A 17,968-nucleotide genomic window follows, 5' to 3' on the forward strand; every position below is an offset into this window, starting at 1 on the left:
GCCTGGCCGCGATGTTCAGCTACAGCTCGTTGGCCGCATGATACGCCGTGCGAATGGCGCTCGCGATGTCGGCGGTGCGCTCGCCCGAGCAGTCGCCCACGCAGGTCACGGGCACCGTCACGCCATCCAGGTCAAACGCGTTGGCCTTGGAGCCCACGGCCATCACCACGTAATCGCAGGCGATCTTCACCGGCTCCTCGGCACCGTCCTCGGTGGTGTGCACGGCCTCCACGCCCTCGTCGGTAATGGCGGTCAGGCGGGTCTTAACGTGCTGTTCCACGTTGTGGGCGGCAAAGTCGCTCATGATCAGCGGCAGAATGGTCTCGGACTCGCCAGCGGCAATCTTGTCGAGCATCTCGACAATCGCCACCTCGCAGCCGTGCTGCAGCAGGTACTCGGCAGTCTCGGTACCCACCAGGCCACCGCCAATGACGGCGACGCGCCCGCTGAGCTCCACCTTGCCGGCCAGCACGTCCCAGCTCGAGACGACCTTCTCCGAGTCGGCGCCCGGAACGGGGATGACCACGTCATGCGCGCCCACGGCCACAATCGCGGCGTCGGCGGCGTTGAGGTCCGCGGGGCGAGCGGCATGGTTGAGCTCAACCTTCACGCCCAGGCCGGGCAGAATCTTCTCGTAGTACTCGACCGAGCGCATAATCTCATCCTTGCGCGGAGGCGCGGCCGCCAGCACAATCTGGCCGCCCAAGTGATCGCTCGCCTCATAGACGGTCACGTCGTAGCCGCGCTTGGCCGCCACGCGTGCGGCCTCCAGGCCGGCAATACCGCCGCCCACCACGGCGATCTTCTTGTCGCCCTCGCCCGGCTTAATAGCGATGGTCGCCTCGTCGCCGTTCTCGGCATTGAGCACGCACGAGATGTACTGGCGGTTTTGAATCGCATCGACGCAACCCTTGTTGCAGTTGAGGCACTCGCGGATGGGCTCACCCGTGGCGGCCTTGAGCGCAATGTCGGGGTCGCACATGAGCGAGCGGCCGTACGCGACGATGTCGGCCGAACCGTCTTCCAGGATCTTCTCGCCCGCCTCGACCGAGACAACGCGGCCGACGGTTGCCACCGGCACGGAGACCAGGGCCTTGACGCGCTCGGCCACGGGCAGCGTCCAGTTGTAGGGCATGGCGCCCATGGGCGGAATGGTGTCGCCCATGTTGCCGGTGTGGTTTGCCTGCGCAACCTGGATCATGTCGATGCCCGCGCCCTCGAGCAGCTTGGCAAACTCGCAGGCCTCGTCGGGCAGCAGGCCGCCCTTGCCGCGCGGCGTGCCGTCGGGGTTCTCCATGATCACTGGGAGCTTATACTCCACCATCAGCTGCGGCGCGGCCTCCTTAATGGCGGCGACGACCTCGAGCGCGTAGCGAACGCGGTTCTCGAACGAGCCACCGTACTCGTCGGTGCGCTGGTTGAGGATGGCCGAGCACAGCGAACCCACTAGGCGGTCGCCGTGGACCTCGATGGCGTCGATCCCGGCCTGCTGCGCGCGGGCGGCCGAGGCGGCGATAGCCTCCTTGATCTGGGTGAGCTGCTCTACGCTCGCCTCGTTCACAAAGTGCTGCATGTCGTGGTGCAGCTTGGCATATGCCTGCTTGCGGATCTCGTTGGACTCGGCCATCTTGGCGGCAAAGGTCTCCTCGTCGCCGGCGGCCTTGGCCTCCTGCGCGGCCTTGGCGGCGGCCATGGAACCCATGACCATGCGGCCGACACCGGGCACGTCGTACTCGGGGTGGAACAGCTGCAGCGCGACCTTGGCGCCGTGCTTGTGAACGGCGTCGGCCAGCGCCTTAAACGTGGGAATCTGAGCGTCAGTCGCCAGCTTGGGCGTGGGGCTTGCGGTCATAACGGGAGCGACGTCGCCGATGACGATGTAGCTCACGCCGCCACGGGCCAGGCGCTCGTAAAAAGCCAGGCTGCGCTCGCCAATGGAACCGTCGCGCTCCTCGTAGCCGGTGGTCAGCGGCGGGAACATAATGCGGTTCTTGAGCTCAAGGGGGCCAACCGTAATGGGCTGGAGCAACTTAGTGGCAGGTGCGGTCATGGACATTCCTCTCTTGTAGGCGCGGCGGCGATGTTGCCGCGTAGTTGTCTAAAGGATATGGCATGGGGGCACGGGGGCGCAATGTAAATCGGCGGACAGCAGGTGGCGGCAGGTGGATGGGGTGTGGCGGGGCGTCGGTTTGTCTCAATCTGTAACAGTTAGGCCCTATTTTGCCGAGCAACTGTTACAGATTGAGACAAACCAATCTAGCCTGCCGAAAGATCTAGATCTGTAACAGTTACTCAGCAAAAACCGTCCCTCGTGTTACAGATTTAGACAAAAGAAGACCGTCCTGCCGAAACATCTCAATCTGTAACAACTACAGACCAAAACCGGACCCACCTGTTACAGATCGAGACAAACCCCAATAACAACGACACCGTCCCCGTTCGAGGAAACGACCGCCACACTCACCTTTTTAAACAACCTAATACTGCACAGCCTGCGATAATAATTTGGTCACGCGTCGACTACGGCGAAGACGCGGCAGAAGGGACGCCCATGCAACCGAGCACCACCGATACGTCCACAGCAAAGCAAGCGCTGCTCGAGGCGCTCTTGAGCGACGCGGGGCTCAAAAACCTCACGCAAACAGCCTCTACCGTTATGGGCAACCCGGTGCTCGTCGTCGATCCCGTCTACCGCTACGCCGCCCGTGGCGGCTTTGAGCTCGACGATGCCGACGACTCCCCCTTTGCAGCCATCACCCGCGCCGAGCTCTCCGAAGGCGACATGCTGCAGGACGAAGCCGTACGTTACATCATCAAATGCGGCTTAGACGAGGAGATTGCCCGCTCGACAGGCCCGCTTACACGCTATAACGACATGTTCCGCCTCAACACCATGACCGATGCGATCAAGGTGCACGGCACGTGTCTGGGCCGGGCGATGATGATCGAACGCAATCACGCCTTTGGCGATAGCGATCGCGAGGTCTTTGAGTTCTTTGTCCGACTGCTCGCGCAAGAACTGCAGAAAGGCGGCTTTCTTTCGTTGGGCGGCCCGCAACAGGGGCCATATTTTCTCTCGCGCCTCCTGGACGACGAAATCCCCAACCCCATCACCTGCACACGCAAAATGCAGCTCGTCGGCTTTGCGCCGCTTCCCGCCCTCTACGTTGTATGCCTGCTCAAAAAAGATTCCCAGCTCGAGGCGCGCGAGGCGGAGAGCATCCGAGGACAATTGCAGCCGCTACTGCACCATAGCCTTATCACCATGTACGAAGGTGAGCTCGTGGCGCTGGTAAGCCGTCCGCCCTCCACGCAGCTACCCGCCAACGATGAGGCGATCCTTGCCCGCGTTGCTGCCACGAACAATTTGTTCATTGGCATCAGCAACGAGTTTTCCCAGGCAACCGATGTGCGTTCGCACCTCAATCAGGCACGCGCCGCCATTCGATACGGCTCGACCTTTACCAAAATCCTCGAAGACACCCATGTGTATCGCTATTGCGAATACACCTACATGGAAATGCTCGACATCTGCAACGACCACATCAACCTTATAAACTACTGCCATCCGGCAATCTGGGCACTTTGGAAACACGACCAGTCGCACGATTCCGAGTTGGTCGAGACGCTCTTTGCCTTTATGCAGCACAGCTGTAACACGGCGCGCACCGCCGCGATCTTGTCGCTTCACAAAAACACGCTGCTCTATCGCATTAACCGCATAAAGGAAATCACCGGTAACGACTTGGCATCGGGAGAGGACCTCTTTTTGTTCCACCTCTCGATTCGCACCCTAATCTACCTTGGCTTTCTTGAGCCGAGGATTAAGCCCCGCACCAGCGCCGACCTGCACTGCCGCAAGTAGGCCGGGCGGGGCTTGGGCAAAACTAGTCGCGCTTAATCTCCAGCGTGGGGAACGTCATCTTGGCGTACTTATCCATCAGCGGCTTGACCTCGTCCATGTGGGCGAAGAACTCGTCGCGGGTCTTGTTGATCTCGTTGAGGTGCTCGGCGCGCGCATGGTCGTCATTGCGGTCGCGGATCAGACCGTTCTCGGCAATCTTGAGCTTGGGACGCCCGGTGCGCTCGTCGGTCACGATATCGCCGCCTGCGCCACAGACCGCACACTCCCACGGAAACTCGACACCGTCCCAATGCTTGTCGCCGGGGTACACCAGGGAGCTGTGGCAGTTGGGACACACGCCGTCATCCGGATCGCCCAGCCAGCAGCGCTCGTCAACAGGCGTGCGAATGGCCTTGACGATGTTCTCGCCCATCTTGTGGGCGCGGGCGATCTGTCCGCCCCACTCCACGTCGTCTCCCCACACAAAGGCATTGCCCGGGCGGCCGTCGCGCTGCGCCATATAGCGATCGACGACAGTCATCGACATGGTAAACATAGTCGCCTGCAGGCTCTCCAGTGCCAGGGACTGCCAATCGTGCATGGAGCCGCCGACGGAGATGAGGCCGGCAACGGTATGCGGATTCTCCTTTACGGCACCGATGGCAAGCAAGAACGAAAGCTCGTATGCCAAGAAGCGCTGGGCAAAGCGGGTGTACACCGAGCTGGGCGTAAGGTCGTAGGTCGGAACCGAGAAGATCACGCCCTGGCAGGTCTGCAGTTCGCGAATAATCGCATCTACATCGTCTTTGTTTTTAAGAACGCAGCCGTGATATTCCTTTTGCAGGCCGGCGCCCATCTTTCCCATCTGCATGGTGCAGCCCTCGCAACCGGTGCAGGGCAAGATGTTATAGTCGAACAAATTGATCAGCTCGACCTCGCCGCCAGCCTCGCGCACCGCGCAAAGGGCCTCTTTGGCCAAAGCCTCGCCGTTGCCACCGTGCCTGCCGGCACAAATCGCCATCACTTTAAACGACATGGTCGCTCCTCTCCAGAGCATTTTGGACACGGATTCTGCCCGTGTGTACTTCGCAAAAAGCGTACGGCAGACGCAAAACATGCGCACCGTCCAGGCAACCAAGGCCCGCTCGGTATTTGCGGAATACCTCGTGCAGATAAACAAAGGCCCCTCCCGCATGCCTACAAGGGACAAAACGGAAGGGGTCGGCGCTCTTATTTGCGCTTAAAGGGAATGGGTTTGGGCGGGCACTTGGGCTTGACGGCCCCAGCCGTGACGATCGCGCCGTTGTCGCAGATATCCAGGCAGGCACCGCACTGGGTGCAAGCCTTTTGGTCGATCACCTGGATGAACCGCGGCCTTCCCAGAATCGCGTCCTCCTCGCAAACGTCCGAATCGACGCACTTGTTGCAGGCCTGGCATTTAGAGGCCAAGATATGGAAGGTCAAGAATGCCTGGCATTCCCCGGCGGCACAGACCTTCTTGGTGGTGTGCTGCATAATCTCGTCCTCGAACAGGTCGAGGAACGACTGCACCGTGCGCGCCAGCACGCGACCCTGCTCGCACAGGCACTGCGCCTGTATCACGGGGCAAAGGTCGCGAAGGAGCGCCAAGTCGCCCGGCTTGCCCTTCTTGCGACAGATATCGGCAAGAATCGTTGCAATCTGATGCGAGCCCTCGTAGCCAAAGACACAGCGTCCGCAGCTCTCGTGACGATAGAGCGTGCAAATGTCCAAAAGCGCCTTTGCCATGCAGTTTTTGGCGGTGTAGACGCGCGCGTAGTCGCTGCATAGCTCAATCTTTGAGGTGTCATCGGGCCTCAGCAGCAGACCGCTGGGATAGCCAATCCCCACCGCTTTAGCGTCGTCGGCGCCCGCCGCAGCAACCAGGGATTCCGCACTCACGACACGGTCGACCTCAACGGGCTCCTCGGCCCCGTCAATCCACACCCAGCGCTTGCCTTCGGCGGCAAGTAACTCTGATCCGCTCAGGCAGCGGTCGGCGCCATCGCCCTCGCAGCAAGATGGGAGAGGCTTTTCGCCGTCGAGCATCTTGGCCGCGGCCGAACCGTTGGCATAGACAAAGCCCAGGCTCGGGTCGCACTCGATCACGCGGCAGGACTCGCCCAACGCATCCGCGAGCGCGGCAGAGACCTCATCGCCTGCCGGCACCAAAACCACCTGGGCACCGGCCCCTGCAATTTTTTCCGCAGCGGCCGCCACGTCCTTCTTAAGGAGCCAGAGCGCGACGGGGGCCTGCTTATGCGCAGGCATAAAGTTGATGATCGTCATGGGTTATCGCTCCTTTCCTAGTATTCGTTCCACAGGCGCGGCGTACTGATCGTTAGGCGCAAATCGCACTGCAAGCAGCGGCTCGCCTCGCACGTAGCCTCATGGTCGGTATAGGGGCACTCAAACGTATCGAAGTTATCCTTACGCGTCTGGGCATCGACAAACTCGGGCTGCACGGCATCGTCGTAGAAGCCTTCGGGGACGCGGCCAATCCACTGCTCGGGAGCATCATGCTCGGTCAGCTCCTCGTCGATGTTGCCATCGCCACCCAAAGCACGATCGATGGCCGAGGCGCACGTGCGACCTGCAGCGATTGCCGCGATCACCGATTTGGTACCCGTCACGCAGTCGCCCGCCGACCAGATGCCTTCAACGCTCGTCTTGCCTTCGGTATCGACCACGATATACGGGCCGTGCGTAAGCTCAAGGCCCATCTGGGCCGTGCCCTCGGGCTTTTGACCCACGGCAAAGATCGCGCAGTCGGCATCGATGGTCTTCTCGCCGCCGTCGAGCAGTTCGGTGACGGCGCGGTGGTTCTCGTCAAAGTAGAACCGCTCGATCTTGTGGATCGTCATGGAACCGACCTTGCCCGAACCGTCCTCGGTCTCGTTAATGCTGGTAAAGGCATAGGCATCGTGCAGGACCACGCCTTCCTCGGCGGCCTCGGCACGCTCCTCGGGCGTCGAGGTCATCGCGTCTTGGGCCTCAAGGCAGGCGACATCGACCGAGGCGGCACCCAGACGCACGGCAGTGCGGGCGCAGTCGTACGCCACGTTGCCGCCGCCAAGCACCACGACGCGCTTGCCCGTCAGGTCCGGGGCGCTGCCCATACGGGCGGCCTTCAGAAAATCGGTGTTACGCAGCACGCCTTCGAGGTCGTGGCCGGGCATGGGAAGCACCGTTCCGTTATGCGTGCCCACCGCAACCAGCACGGCATCGAAGCCCTGCTCCAAAAGCGCCTGGGGCTCGGCGATTCGCTCGCCACAGCGCAGCTCAATGCGCGGCTCGGCGTCATCACCCTGGGCAATCTCAAAAATCGTCGCAACCTCGGCATCGACCGTGGCATCAGGCAGGCGATACGCCGGAATGCCGTAGCGCATCTGGCCGCCGACCTTCTCGTTGGCCTCGAACACCACGACCTTGTGGCCCTTCTCGGCGCAATAGAGTGCGGCGGTCAAGCCGGCGGGACCGGCACCCACAACGGCGACGCTTTTGCCGCTCAGCGGCTCATGGCGCACGTTGGCCTTCCAGTCGCCCGCATCGCGCACGGCCGCGGCGCGCTTAAGACGGCAAACCGAAACCGGCGTGCCGTTGAGCTCGTTGCGCTTGCAGGCATCCTGGCAGCTATGGACGCAAATGTCGCCTAGGCTCTCGGGGAACGGGACCTTCTCGCGCACCACCGCGGCGGCTCGGGTGTACTCGCCGTTACGGATGTGACGCAGGTAGCGTGGGATATCCACGTGGGCGGGACAGCCCGAGCGACAGGGGACCACGTTGTCGGCATAGGACTTGTTCTCATCGAACATATTGAGCGTGTCGACGATCGAGCCCGTGGGACACACTTCGATACAGGCACCGCAAAAACGGCATCCGGCCTCTTGCAGACTCACGCTGCCGTCCGTACCAATGCGAATGCCGTCCTCGGTGCGCTGGTAGTCCAAGACGCCGGCGCCGCGCAGCTCGCGGCACGCGCGCACGCAGCGACCGCACCGAATGCAGCGGGTGAACATATGGGTGATCAGCGGGTTCGATTCGTCCGTGGCGACCGGACGGCTCTTGGTGCGCCAGCGCGCAGGCGAAACTCCCAGGTACTGATGCATAGACTGCAGCTCGCACTTGCCGTACTTGGGGCAGCCGGTGCAATCGGCGGGATGCGTGGCCAAGATAAGCTCCATTGCCAGCTTGCGCACGCGCTCGGCCTGCTCGCCTGTCGTGTTGACGACCATCCCCTCGGCAACCTGCGTCTTGCAGGCACACACCGGCTCATCTTGGCCTTCGATCTCGACCATGCACAGACGGCATCCGCCGACGGCCTCAAGATCGGGATGTTTACACAGATGCGGAATATAGATACCGGCATCGAGCGCGGCTTCCAGGACATTTTGCCCTTCGCGTGCCTCGACCTCGGCTCCATTAATCGTTAGCTTCATTCGTTCCCCTCAAAACGTCGCTCTTGTCCAGAAAGGCGCCCGGGACCAAAGCGATCCCGAGCGCCTCGCTTGTAGGGCAAATCCCCGCCCGCACCCAACGCGTGGGTGTCTGCAGGCGCGAATAGCTGCGGTGTTACGACCACTCCTCGTCGCCCGCGTCCTCAAAGAGGGCTGCGGCGGCGTTTTCGCCGGCGATGCGACCCGAGTTAAGGCAGAAGCCCATGGTGTTACCCGGGATGCAGTAGTTATAGGAGTCGCCATAGATGGTGCAGGCGTCGGTGCCAACGCAGTACAGGCCGGGGATGACCTCATAGTCGTCGGTCATGACCTCCATCTTGTGGTTGATGAGCACGCCGCCCAGGGTGCCGTAGGCGCCACAGTATTGCTTGCAGCAATAGAAGGGGCCCTTCTCGAGCGGCTTCATAAACTCGCGCTCTTTCTCAAAGATGTCGTCCCAGCCGTTGTCGCACATCTGGTTGTACTCGTCGACGTTAGCGAGCAGACCCTCCACGTCGATACCCGCCTTCTCGGCAAGCTCCTCCAGCGTATCGGCCTGGCAGATCGCCGGATAGCCGGCCTCCAGGTCGCGGTTCCACTGCTCCTCAAAGCCGTCGTACAGGTCGTGCGGATGAACGTGGCTGACGATATCCGGACCATCCTTCTTCCAGTGCTTGAGCATACGGGAATCAAAGATGGCATAGGCGACCTTGCCGGGAAGATGGTTGATGGCGTTGCCGACAAAGGTGGTGTTGAAGATCTCGTCCTCCGGCATAAAGCGCTCGCCCAGACGGTTGCACCAGTAGCACGGCTGACGGAATGCGCCCTCGACATAGAAGTGGTTCATGTTGTCGGGGATCTGATACATGAGCTCCATGGTCACCGGGGTGTGGCCGCCGCCGACCTCGTGGCACATGTTAATGCCGTCGCCGTCCATGCCCGGAATGGCAAACGAGAACAGGTCGGTACCCCACTCAAAGTCGAGCTTTTCCTTGATGAGCTTGGCGTTGTGGCCAAAACCGCCCGTAGCGACAATCGCAGACTTGCACGAGATTTGGTACTCCTCGCCGTCCTTGTCCTTGGCGGTCACGCCGCAGATGGCGCCGTCCTCGCCCTTGATAAGGCCGGTGCCCGGGCACTCAAACATAAACTCGACACCCAGGTCCTGGGCACGCTCGGTCATGCGCTTGGTCATCGTGGTCGCCGCGCGAGGACCGGGCTCCGAGCCATCCTCGGGCTGCACGACATGCCAGGTGTACTCGCCGTCGGAATAGGCACGCGTGCGCTCGCGGGCGCGGAACGCCGGACGCACGGAGTTAAACACCACGCCCATATCCTGCAGCCATGCGATGGTATCGCCCGACTTAAAGTAGTAGTCGCGTACCAGGCGAGCATCGACCTGGTAATGGGTGTAGAACATATGGCGACGGAAGAGCTCGCCAGGCGTGATCTCGATCATCGAGGCCTTCTGAAGCGGAGAGCCAGCGGCGGCAGGCCCCATGCCCATGTTGGCGGCGCCACCGGTAATGGGGGCCTTCTCTAGGGCAATGACGCGAGCGCCTGCCTCGGCTGCAGCGACCGCTGCGGCAAGGCCACTCAGACCCGCGGCAACGACAACGACGTCGGTCTCTAACTGTTTCATGCGAATCCTCCTTTATAGGGCTCTTGGACGAACCCGGACTTCATGCGAATTGCATGCGTATCGACAGCCATACTTTCGCTCGAAAACAGACTCAAAGCCATGTGCAGGCGCACCGATGTTTGCCCATAGCGACCATGGGCTTTGTGCGGATGAACCATGCGTTTGGGCAACGCTTTCGAGCGCATGGCCCTGGCGCCACACGTACAGGGGGGGGCGGTGTGCTTCACGGCGTCCGCCCCTGATAATCGAGTTTTCTTATTTATGGTTCCGCCGTGCCTCGAGCACATCGAGCGGCGTAAGCGCCTGAATAGCGCGCTCTTTTCCAAAGATTGCCGAGCACACGAGCGTTCCCGACATAACCAGGCAAACCGCGAGCGCGATTCCAAAGGCCCAGAATGCGAAGAGGTGGCCAAAGTTGATCGGCTGCTGCAGCATAAACGTGAAGAACGACGTGGCAAGACCCATAAAGACGCAGGGCACATTGGAGCAGATCGAGACAAACCAAAACCGTCCCGGCAGAAAATCTCAATCTGTAACAGTTACTCGGCAAAATCCATCCCTCGTGTTACAGATTTAGACAAACCGTCCAGGCGGGGACTCAACATCTCAATCTGTAACACCTAGCCGCCCAAATCGGGTCTAGATGTTACAGATCGAGATTTTGTTTGAGAGGCTGAGAATTGGACCGAAAAACACGGTCCCGGAATAACAAAAAAGCTCGCCGGCTAGGCCGACGAGCTGCAAGTTCTTGGTCGCGGGGGCAGGATTTGAACCTACGACCTCCGGGTTATGAGCCCGGCGAGCTACCAGACTGCTCCACCCCGCAATGTCTGGGCGCCTCATGTGCGCAAGAAAGAATATTACGTGGGAGTTCGGTAAACGGCAAGGAAAATCTCGTAGAGCATAATTCCTTCATATTTAAACCTCTCAGCCCTTATCACCGTAAACGAATCACAGCCGAGCGCCGTCGATGGCACGTATACAATGGTGCGCGTCCTTTTATGCCGACACCGGGAGTAGACATGCTGCTCGCTATCGATATGGGAAACACGCAGACGGCCATGGGCCTGTTTGACGGAGACGAGCTGGTGCAGTCGTGGCGCATGCCCACCGACCGCTCCTATACCGCCGACGAGATCCACGTGCGCCTGATGGGCTTCTTTAAGATGTACGACCTTTCGCTCGATGCGGTCGATGCGATCGCCTTTGCCGGCGTGGTGCCGCAGCTCTCGCGCGAGTGGCACGCCGTGGCCGACCGCATCGCGGCGGACGTCATCGTCATCGGGCCGCAGACGGCCGCCGTGACCAAGCTGCGCGCGGCGCGCCCCCAGGCCGTAGGTGCCGACCGCGTCGCCAACGCCGTCGCAGCTGAGACTTTCTACGGCGCGCCGGCAATCGTGGTGGACTTTGGCACCGCGACCAATATCGACGTCATCGATGAGGACGGTTATTACATTGGTGGGGCGATCGCGCCGGGCATCCGCATCTCCATGGACGCGCTTGCCGCCCGAGCCGCCAAGCTCGCCAGCGTGCCGCTCGAGGCGCCCGAGCACGCCATCGGTCGCGACACCGAAGAGTGCATCAAGGTCGGCGCCGTGATGGGCGCCGCCGCCATGGCCGAGGGCCTGGTCACGCGCATGAAGCGCGAGCTGGGCCGCGAGGACGCCACCGTTATCGCCACGGGCGGTCTCGCCGGCATTGTCGCCGATTCGACCGATGCCTTCGACGTGGTCGACGGGCAACTCACCATCAAGGGCATCTGCGAAATCTACCGCCGCATGCAGGAGCTGGGATAGAGTAAACGCCAGGTCGCAGCAACCAGCCGCCAATCCTATTCCTCAAAATCGAAAATTTTTCAGTTTTGAGGAATAGGGTGCTGACAGCCCATTCCCCAGACAACAAGACCCTCCCCGGCACAGCCGAGGAGGGTCTTGTTGTCATCGCTATCTTTGAGCGCGGGCGCCTCGCGTTACAGTCCGCGAATCCGTACGGCCTCGGGCGGAAACTCCTGCTCGCCGGCATCGGTCTTGATGGTCGCGCGGCCCCAGATGTCCAGGCCCGCAAACACACCGACCGCAAGCGGCAAGCCGTTGGGCGACACCGCCGCGACCTGACGACCCAACAGTGGCACCATGTCAAAGTACTCGCCCAGCACCGGAGCCAGCGGGCCGGCAGCGCCCTGTGGTGTGTTGGCGGCAACCGCCCAGGTGTCCACGCGGACCAGCACGGCGGCGGCCAATGCCTCGATCAGCGCCTCATCTGCCATATCCACACCAAGCTCACCCAGCGCCGCACGCTCAATATCAACCGTCACCGCGGCAAACATGCCCGCAGCACCGGCACCGCCGTTCACGGCAACACGCGCGAGTGACGTCTCAAACGCAGGCGCACCGCACACGATGTCACTCGGCCACTGGATACCCACCTTACCGGCAAGGCCCAGGCCCGGCGTCGACGTCGTGCCCACGAGCGCGTCCATCATGCCCATCGCGGCCACAAACGGAAGACCGTGGAAGGCGTGCATGTTCACGTCGGGGCGAACGACCAGCGAAAACGTCAGCGAAGCATCGCCCGCGCTCCACGCGCACCAGCCCGCGGACACGCCCTCGCGGCCCGCGTCACGCGCCGCGTCGAGCTCGGTGCCGGCGGCAACAGCATTCATCTCGATCATCTACATGCGCCCCAATTCGCCCACGATATGGCCCACGCGGTCCTCGGGCCCCTTGACCTCGACGCCGTTGTAGCGGAAGAACCGCGCCGGATCGTGCATCAGATCCTCGAGCGGCACCAGCACAAAGTCGCGCTCGCCGATCAGCGGATGCGGCAGGCGCAGCTTTTTGCCCCCGTGGGTCTCGCCGTCCATCCACAGCAGATCCAGGTCGATGGTGCGCGGGCCGTTGGCCTTGGCCTTTTTGGAGCGGTCGCGGCCCAGCTCGGCCTCGATCTTCATGAGCTCGTCGAGCAGCACCAACGGCGCCAGCTCGGTCTTGATCTCGATGACGGCGTTGGCAAACGCGTCCTGACGCGTCTCGTAGGCCGGCTCGCTCTCGTAGATCTTGGAGGAGTTGGACACGCAGGTGAGTGGAATCTCGGCGATCATGTCGCGTGCGGCGCGGATGTTGTCACAGCGATGCCCCAGGTTGGAGCCCACGGCCACAAACGCGCGGCGCGGCTGCGGCTTGGCAACCGCCCAGTAGCCGTTCAGGAACTGCGCAAAACCCGCGGCGTCGTGCACGCGCACGATGTTGGCACCGGCCTGGATGGCGCCCAGGCACACGCCAAACGTAGCGGCATCGCGCTCGGCGGCCTCGGTCACGCCCGAGACGGCGCCCACAAAGCGCTTGCGCGATACGGCGCACATGAGCGGATAGCCCAGTGACGCCATCTTGGCAGTCTCGCGCTGGATGACGATGTCCTCGTTAGCCGACTTACCAAAGCCCGGGCCAGGATCGATGCAGATGCGGTCGCGCGACACGCCGGCGTGGATGAGCGTGCGGGCCTGGTCGGACAGAAAGCCCATAACGCGGCGCATGATGGGCGCCGAATCGGGCAGGGTGAAGCGGCGGAGCTGAGAGGTGGGCACGTAGGCCTCCTCGCGGCGGGCGCTGCGGCGCATCATGGCCGCCAGGTGATCATTGGGCTCCGATGCGGCCTCGGTGGCTGCGGGCGCGGCCTCGGGCGCGGGCGCGACGGTCTCGGCGGCAGCAGCCTGCTCGGCGGCAGGCGTCTCCTGCTCGCTTGCAGGCTCGGTCGCGGGCTCAGGTTCGCCAAACGGCAACGAGGGCTGCACCACGCCACCCGGAAGCTTGGCCTCCGGCTTAGGCTCACCCAGCAACTTGCCGCGACGGCGACGAGCCGGCTTCTCGGCCTCACGCGCGGCCTCGGCAGCCGCCTCGCGCGCCTTCTCGGCAACAAACGCCGCTGCCGAGGTATCGAGCTGCACCGTTGCGTGCGTGCGGGTGGGCACGGCGACCTCGCCGGCATGCATCACAATGACTCCGCAGGTGCTCGTCTTAACAAACTCGACCATCTTGGGGTCGGTGAAGCCGGTCACGTCGTTGACGATCGAGGCGCCGCAGCGCACGGCCGCCTTAGCAACCGCCACGTGGCGCGTGTCGATCGAGACGATGGCGCCCTCTTTGGCCAGCGCGCGCACCACGGGCAGCACGCGGCGAGCCTCCTCATCGGGATTGACCGGGGTAAATCCGGGGCGCGTGGACTCGCCGCCTACGTCGATGATGTCGGCGCCGGCGTCGAGCATCGCCAGGCCGTACTCGATGGCGGCATCCGGGTCGAAGTGCTCCCCGCCGTCGCTAAACGAATCGGGCGTCACGTTGAGGACGCCCATGATGCGCGGACGGTCAAAGCTGAGCTCATACTTTCCGCACCGCCATGTCTTGCTGTCGTTCGCCATGAACATCCTCCTAAAATGCCCACGCCGCCGAGCTTGGGGAGCTGGCGGCGGGGTCGCTTTGCACTCAGTCTTTCTATTGTATCCGCGCACACGGGCTAGAACGCAAACGCGGCCGCGATGTCGCAAGAAATCAGCAGGTCGGCATTTGCATCCTGATCGGTAGGCGCCAAATTGCAAATGGCCAGCGTATCGCCAGTAAAGTAACGCGTAAGGCCTGCCGCCGGATACACCACGAGTGAGGTCCCGCCCACAATGAGGGCATCGGCCGCGGCGATGGCGGCAACGGCACCGGTCAACACATGCTCGTCGAGCGGCTCTTCGTAGAGCACCACATCGGGCTTGATACGACCACCGCACGCGGGGCACACGGGCACGCCCGCGGCGTCCTCGTGCTCGCGCGAGCAAATCCACTCGGCGCTATAGATCGCGCCGCACGACTGGCAAATGTTGCGATGGACCGATCCGTGCAGCTCGAACACGCGCTGTGAGCCGGCCATCTGATGCAGGCCGTCGATGTTTTGCGTCACCACGACATCGAGCTTGCCAGCTCGCTCCAGCTCGGCGAGTTTGGTGTGACAGCGGTTGGGCTTAGCGTTAAGCGCGATCATCTTGGTGCGGTAAAAGTCGAAGAACTCCGCCGGATGTGTCTCGTAAAAGCTGTGCGACAGCATGGTCTCGGGCGGATAGGCAAACTGCTGGTGATACAGGCCGTCCACGCTGCGAAAATCGGGAATGCCGCTTGCCGTGGAAACACCAGCGCCGCCAAAGAAAACCACGCGCTCGTGGGTGTCGAACAGCTCCGCCAACGCCGCGGAGGCCTGCTTGGGATCTGTTATCGCTTGCGTCATGTTTGTCCTCCGTCCATGTTGGTCGGGGCGGCTGCGATTGCGCCGTCGCCCACGGAGCCCACCCCGCCCCTGTTGCGCTAATCTTAAGCCTGCCAACCCCGTCGAAAGGACACCATGCCTCAGACTTACACTTTCGCCTCGTGGAACGTCAACGGCCTGCGCGCCGTGCTCAAAAAGGACCCGAGCTTTATCCAGATCGCGCAAGAACTCGACGTCGATATCCTGGCGCTGCAAGAGACCAAGCTGCAAGAAGGTCAGGTCGATATTGACCTGCCCGGCTATCACCAAACCTGGAGCTACGCCGAGCGTAAAGGCTATTCGGGCACTGCGGTCTTTAGCCGCCAGGAACCGCTGCGCGTGCTGCACGCCGATGCGCTGCTGCCCTACGCCGGCGAGGGTGAGGCAGCTGAGCTCGTCGCCCAAGCCGTAACCGAGGGCCGCGTCTGCGCGCTCGAGTTCGACAAGTTTTGGTTTGTCGACGTCTATACGCCCAACGCCCAAAATGAACTCGCCCGCATCGACGTGCGCATGGCGTGGGACGACGCCTACCGCGGCTTTTTGAACGCGCTCGAGCGCGAGACCGGCAAACCCGTCGTGACCTGCGGCGACTTTAACGTGGCGCACGAGGAGATCGACCTTAAGAACCCCAAGTCCAACCGCGGCAACGCAGGCTTTTCGGACGAGGAGCGCGGCAAGTTTACCGAGCTGCTCGACGCCGGTTTTACCGATACCTGGCGCGCGGCAAACCCCGACGTCGAGGGCGTCTACAGCTGGTGGAGCTATCGCTTTAATGCCCGCAAGAACAACGCCGGCTGGCGCATCGACTACTTCCTGGTAAGCGACGCAATCGCCGACAACGTACGCGACACCGGCATCCGCGGCGACATCTTCGGCAGCGACCACTGCCCCGTCACCCTTACGTTGGAGCTCTAGCTCCAGCTGCCCCCGGAGACGAAGGAAAACGGATCATTTTGGGCCTCGTGAGGGTGTCCGCGTGACCCATCCGCCACGAAACACGCCCATCTACTACGTTTAAGCCACCACCCTCAACCACAGCGAACAACGCAAAAAGAAAACCGCAGGTAGAAAGCCTGCGGTTTTTCATAAAACGCGGTCATGGTCGGGAGTATCAAGCTAAACGTAGTAGATGGGCCAGTTTCGTGGCAAGCGCCGTCAACTGATTCCCTGGGGACATCTGGGGACGGAAGAAAATGGATCAATTTGGCTCTCTGAGGGCCACGATGCCCGTCATATCAGCCGGCCATTCCAAAACTATGCCGGTTTACGGGGCTGAATCGCGAACCCCCAACCATACGCAATTCCGAGATAATAAAACCGCAGGTGAACGGCTTACTCTATTTCGAAAAAAGCCGGCATGGTCTGCCTGCGCCAATCTAGCCCCGTAAACCGGCATAGTTTTGAAATGACACTTCGGCAGTATTGATTCCCGCCCCGACGCAACCAGCCCTACAGCCTGTATTTCACGACGACACGGTTAATGCGACGGCACCAAGGCTTGTACAAGGCGGCCAAAAACACGCAGGTCGCAAGGCCGTGCGTAATATCGAACGGCACTGCCGTGGCAAGACGCGCCACGGCACCCGCCCAAGTAAGCGGCTGTACAAAACCAATGATGTCATATGCGTTGATCACGACGCCATAGAGCAGGCCCGACGCAAAGCCGTACGCCAGCAGTACTGGCATGCGCACGGTGCCGTCGACGCGGTCGAACGCACCCGCATACGCTAGCGCGCCGCCAACATAGCCAACCAGCCCCCAGGCATACATCTGCCACGGCGTCCACATGCCTTGTCCAAAAAAGAAATTGCTGGTCAGCGCCGCCAGCGCGCCAACCATAAAACCATTGCGGCGACCAAGCGTCGCCCCCGCGATAATGGCGATGGCACTCACCGGTTTAAAGTCGGGAATGGGACCGAACAAGATGCGCCCCGCCGCGGCCAACGCCGCCAACACCAGCGTGGGCATAATCTGGCGCAGGCCCGGGCGCGAAGCCTCGTAACCCGCAAAGAACAGCGCAAGCACCAGCGCCACCACAACCAGCATGGCCAACGCTGCCTGCTCAACGCCCGCCAGCAACGCCGCAGCCATCACCGCAGGAACCGCCAGCAGCAGCGGGATTTCCATATGTTGCAAGACGCGTGACAACGGCAGCCCCCATCAAACGAATGTCCGTTTATGGTAGCACGGGCAAAATGAGGCCGACCAATCCCCCGGCCGACCTTGGCTGCCAGTCGATCAGGCTTTCGCCACGCGACCGGTCTTGGCGCTATTCGCCCGTAACTTTAGCGGCAATGGCCGCGACAAAAGGATCAAACAGCAAGCCGCCCACAACGACAAAGGCCCATCCGCCCACCACGAGGCGAACCCAGCGCGAGAAAAACGGCACACCGTCGATAACGCCAACGCCTGACTGAAACGCGACTTCAAATAGCCCGATAATGCAGAAGAGCAGAGTAGCGCCCACAACGGTTCCGCAAATCCGTGCGCCCGGAGTGTTCCGATCAAAACCAAAAAACTCAACGCACGTCTCAATTGCTTTGCCAAAGAGCGGCAAAAAACCCACGAACTGTGCAATACCGATGGCCAGAATAAGCTGCCCCCAGAAACCAGTAAGTCCCTGAAAATCTAAGCCAGGCTTTCCCTCAACAATCGGCAGAAATGAACACATGAATAGAGGATTAACGATGCCGTTGAGAATGGTCACAGCGGTACTCTTTTTTAGTGTCAAGTAGACCAACTCCTTTT

The 17,968-nt window shown here is 61.7% G+C and carries 14 protein-coding genes and 1 tRNA gene; 3 read left to right on the top strand and 12 right to left on the bottom strand.

The genetic code is table 11. From position 1 onward, the window contains the following. Positions 1–19 precede the first annotated feature (19 nt). The gene (bilR, locus tag PMW67_RS04325; protein ID WP_271738832.1) at positions 20–2,050 is read right to left on the bottom strand and encodes a bilirubin reductase, long form; all 2,031 of its coding nucleotides are present in this window, start codon (positions 2,048–2,050) and stop codon (positions 20–22) included. A 501-nt stretch (positions 2,051–2,551) separates the two neighbouring features. Between bilR and PMW67_RS04330 the strand changes: the two genes are divergently transcribed. Then, positions 2,552–3,865 (top strand): PucR family transcriptional regulator, encoded by a 1,314-nt coding sequence (locus PMW67_RS04330; protein WP_118450172.1) that lies wholly within the window; start codon positions 2,552–2,554, stop codon positions 3,863–3,865. A gap of 22 nt (positions 3,866–3,887) precedes the next feature. Here PMW67_RS04330 and PMW67_RS04335 read toward each other — a convergent pair whose 3' ends face one another. The 6 genes from PMW67_RS04335 to PMW67_RS04360 all read right to left on the bottom strand — a co-directional run bounded on the left by PMW67_RS04335 (position 3,888) and on the right by PMW67_RS04360 (position 10,766). After that, positions 3,888–4,880: a flavodoxin family protein gene (locus PMW67_RS04335; protein ID WP_271738833.1), complete on the bottom strand. Its 993-nt coding sequence runs from the start codon at positions 4,878–4,880 to the stop codon at positions 3,888–3,890. Between the two features lie 194 nt (positions 4,881–5,074). Further along, on the bottom strand, positions 5,075–6,151 hold the full coding sequence (locus PMW67_RS04340; RefSeq protein WP_271738834.1) for an NADH-ubiquinone oxidoreductase-F iron-sulfur binding region domain-containing protein: 1,077 nt from the start codon (positions 6,149–6,151) through the stop codon (positions 5,075–5,077). 17 nt (positions 6,152–6,168) lie between these two features. After that, complete coding sequence (locus tag PMW67_RS04345) at positions 6,169–8,301, bottom strand: FAD-dependent oxidoreductase (RefSeq protein WP_271738835.1); 2,133 nt, start codon at positions 8,299–8,301, stop codon at positions 6,169–6,171. A gap of 133 nt (positions 8,302–8,434) precedes the next feature. Then, positions 8,435–9,940 (bottom strand): FAD-dependent oxidoreductase, encoded by a 1,506-nt coding sequence (locus PMW67_RS04350; RefSeq protein ID WP_271738836.1) that lies wholly within the window; start codon positions 9,938–9,940, stop codon positions 8,435–8,437. Between the two features lie 255 nt (positions 9,941–10,195). Continuing rightward, positions 10,196–10,420, bottom strand: a complete 225-nt coding sequence (locus PMW67_RS04355) for a hypothetical protein (RefSeq protein WP_118450162.1) — start codon at positions 10,418–10,420, stop codon at positions 10,196–10,198. A 269-nt stretch (positions 10,421–10,689) separates the two neighbouring features. Next, positions 10,690–10,766: transfer RNA gene (locus PMW67_RS04360), tRNA-Met, on the bottom strand. A 196-nt stretch (positions 10,767–10,962) separates the two neighbouring features. Between PMW67_RS04360 and PMW67_RS04365 the strand changes: the two genes are divergently transcribed. Beyond that, positions 10,963–11,736, top strand: a complete 774-nt coding sequence (locus PMW67_RS04365) for a type III pantothenate kinase (RefSeq protein WP_271738837.1) — start codon at positions 10,963–10,965, stop codon at positions 11,734–11,736. 173 nt (positions 11,737–11,909) lie between these two features. Here PMW67_RS04365 and PMW67_RS04370 read toward each other — a convergent pair whose 3' ends face one another. The 3 genes from PMW67_RS04370 to PMW67_RS04380 form a co-directional block, all read right to left on the bottom strand. Continuing rightward, positions 11,910–12,611 (bottom strand): hypothetical protein, encoded by a 702-nt coding sequence (locus tag PMW67_RS04370; protein WP_055251520.1) that lies wholly within the window; start codon positions 12,609–12,611, stop codon positions 11,910–11,912. Continuing rightward, positions 12,612–14,354 carry a dihydropteroate synthase gene (gene folP / locus PMW67_RS04375; RefSeq protein WP_117840346.1) on the bottom strand — a complete coding sequence of 581 codons (1,743 nt, stop codon included), beginning with the start codon at positions 14,352–14,354 and terminating at the stop codon, positions 12,612–12,614. It lies immediately after the preceding gene. A 95-nt stretch (positions 14,355–14,449) separates the two neighbouring features. Beyond that, entirely contained in the window at positions 14,450–15,202 is a 753-nt protein-coding gene (locus PMW67_RS04380; protein WP_117646165.1) for an NAD-dependent protein deacylase, read from the bottom strand. Positions 15,203–15,316: 114 nt separating this feature from the next. Here PMW67_RS04380 and PMW67_RS04385 point away from each other — a divergent pair, with 114 nt between their 5' ends. Continuing rightward, complete coding sequence (locus PMW67_RS04385; RefSeq protein WP_271738838.1) at positions 15,317–16,135, top strand: exodeoxyribonuclease III; 819 nt, start codon at positions 15,317–15,319, stop codon at positions 16,133–16,135. A gap of 534 nt (positions 16,136–16,669) precedes the next feature. Here the strand turns inward: PMW67_RS04385 and PMW67_RS04390 are convergent. Together PMW67_RS04390 and PMW67_RS04395 are read right to left on the bottom strand one after the other, a co-directional pair. Further along, positions 16,670–17,368, bottom strand: a complete 699-nt coding sequence (locus tag PMW67_RS04390; protein ID WP_231500818.1) for a DUF6580 family putative transport protein — start codon at positions 17,366–17,368, stop codon at positions 16,670–16,672. 121 nt (positions 17,369–17,489) lie between these two features. Further along, complete coding sequence (locus tag PMW67_RS04395; RefSeq protein ID WP_117778675.1) at positions 17,490–17,927, bottom strand: hypothetical protein; 438 nt, start codon at positions 17,925–17,927, stop codon at positions 17,490–17,492. Positions 17,928–17,968 lie beyond the last annotated feature (41 nt).

This window comes from Collinsella aerofaciens (genome assembly GCF_028209395.1).
Taxonomy (GTDB): Bacteria; Actinomycetota; Coriobacteriia; order Coriobacteriales; family Coriobacteriaceae; genus Collinsella; species Collinsella aerofaciens_AZ.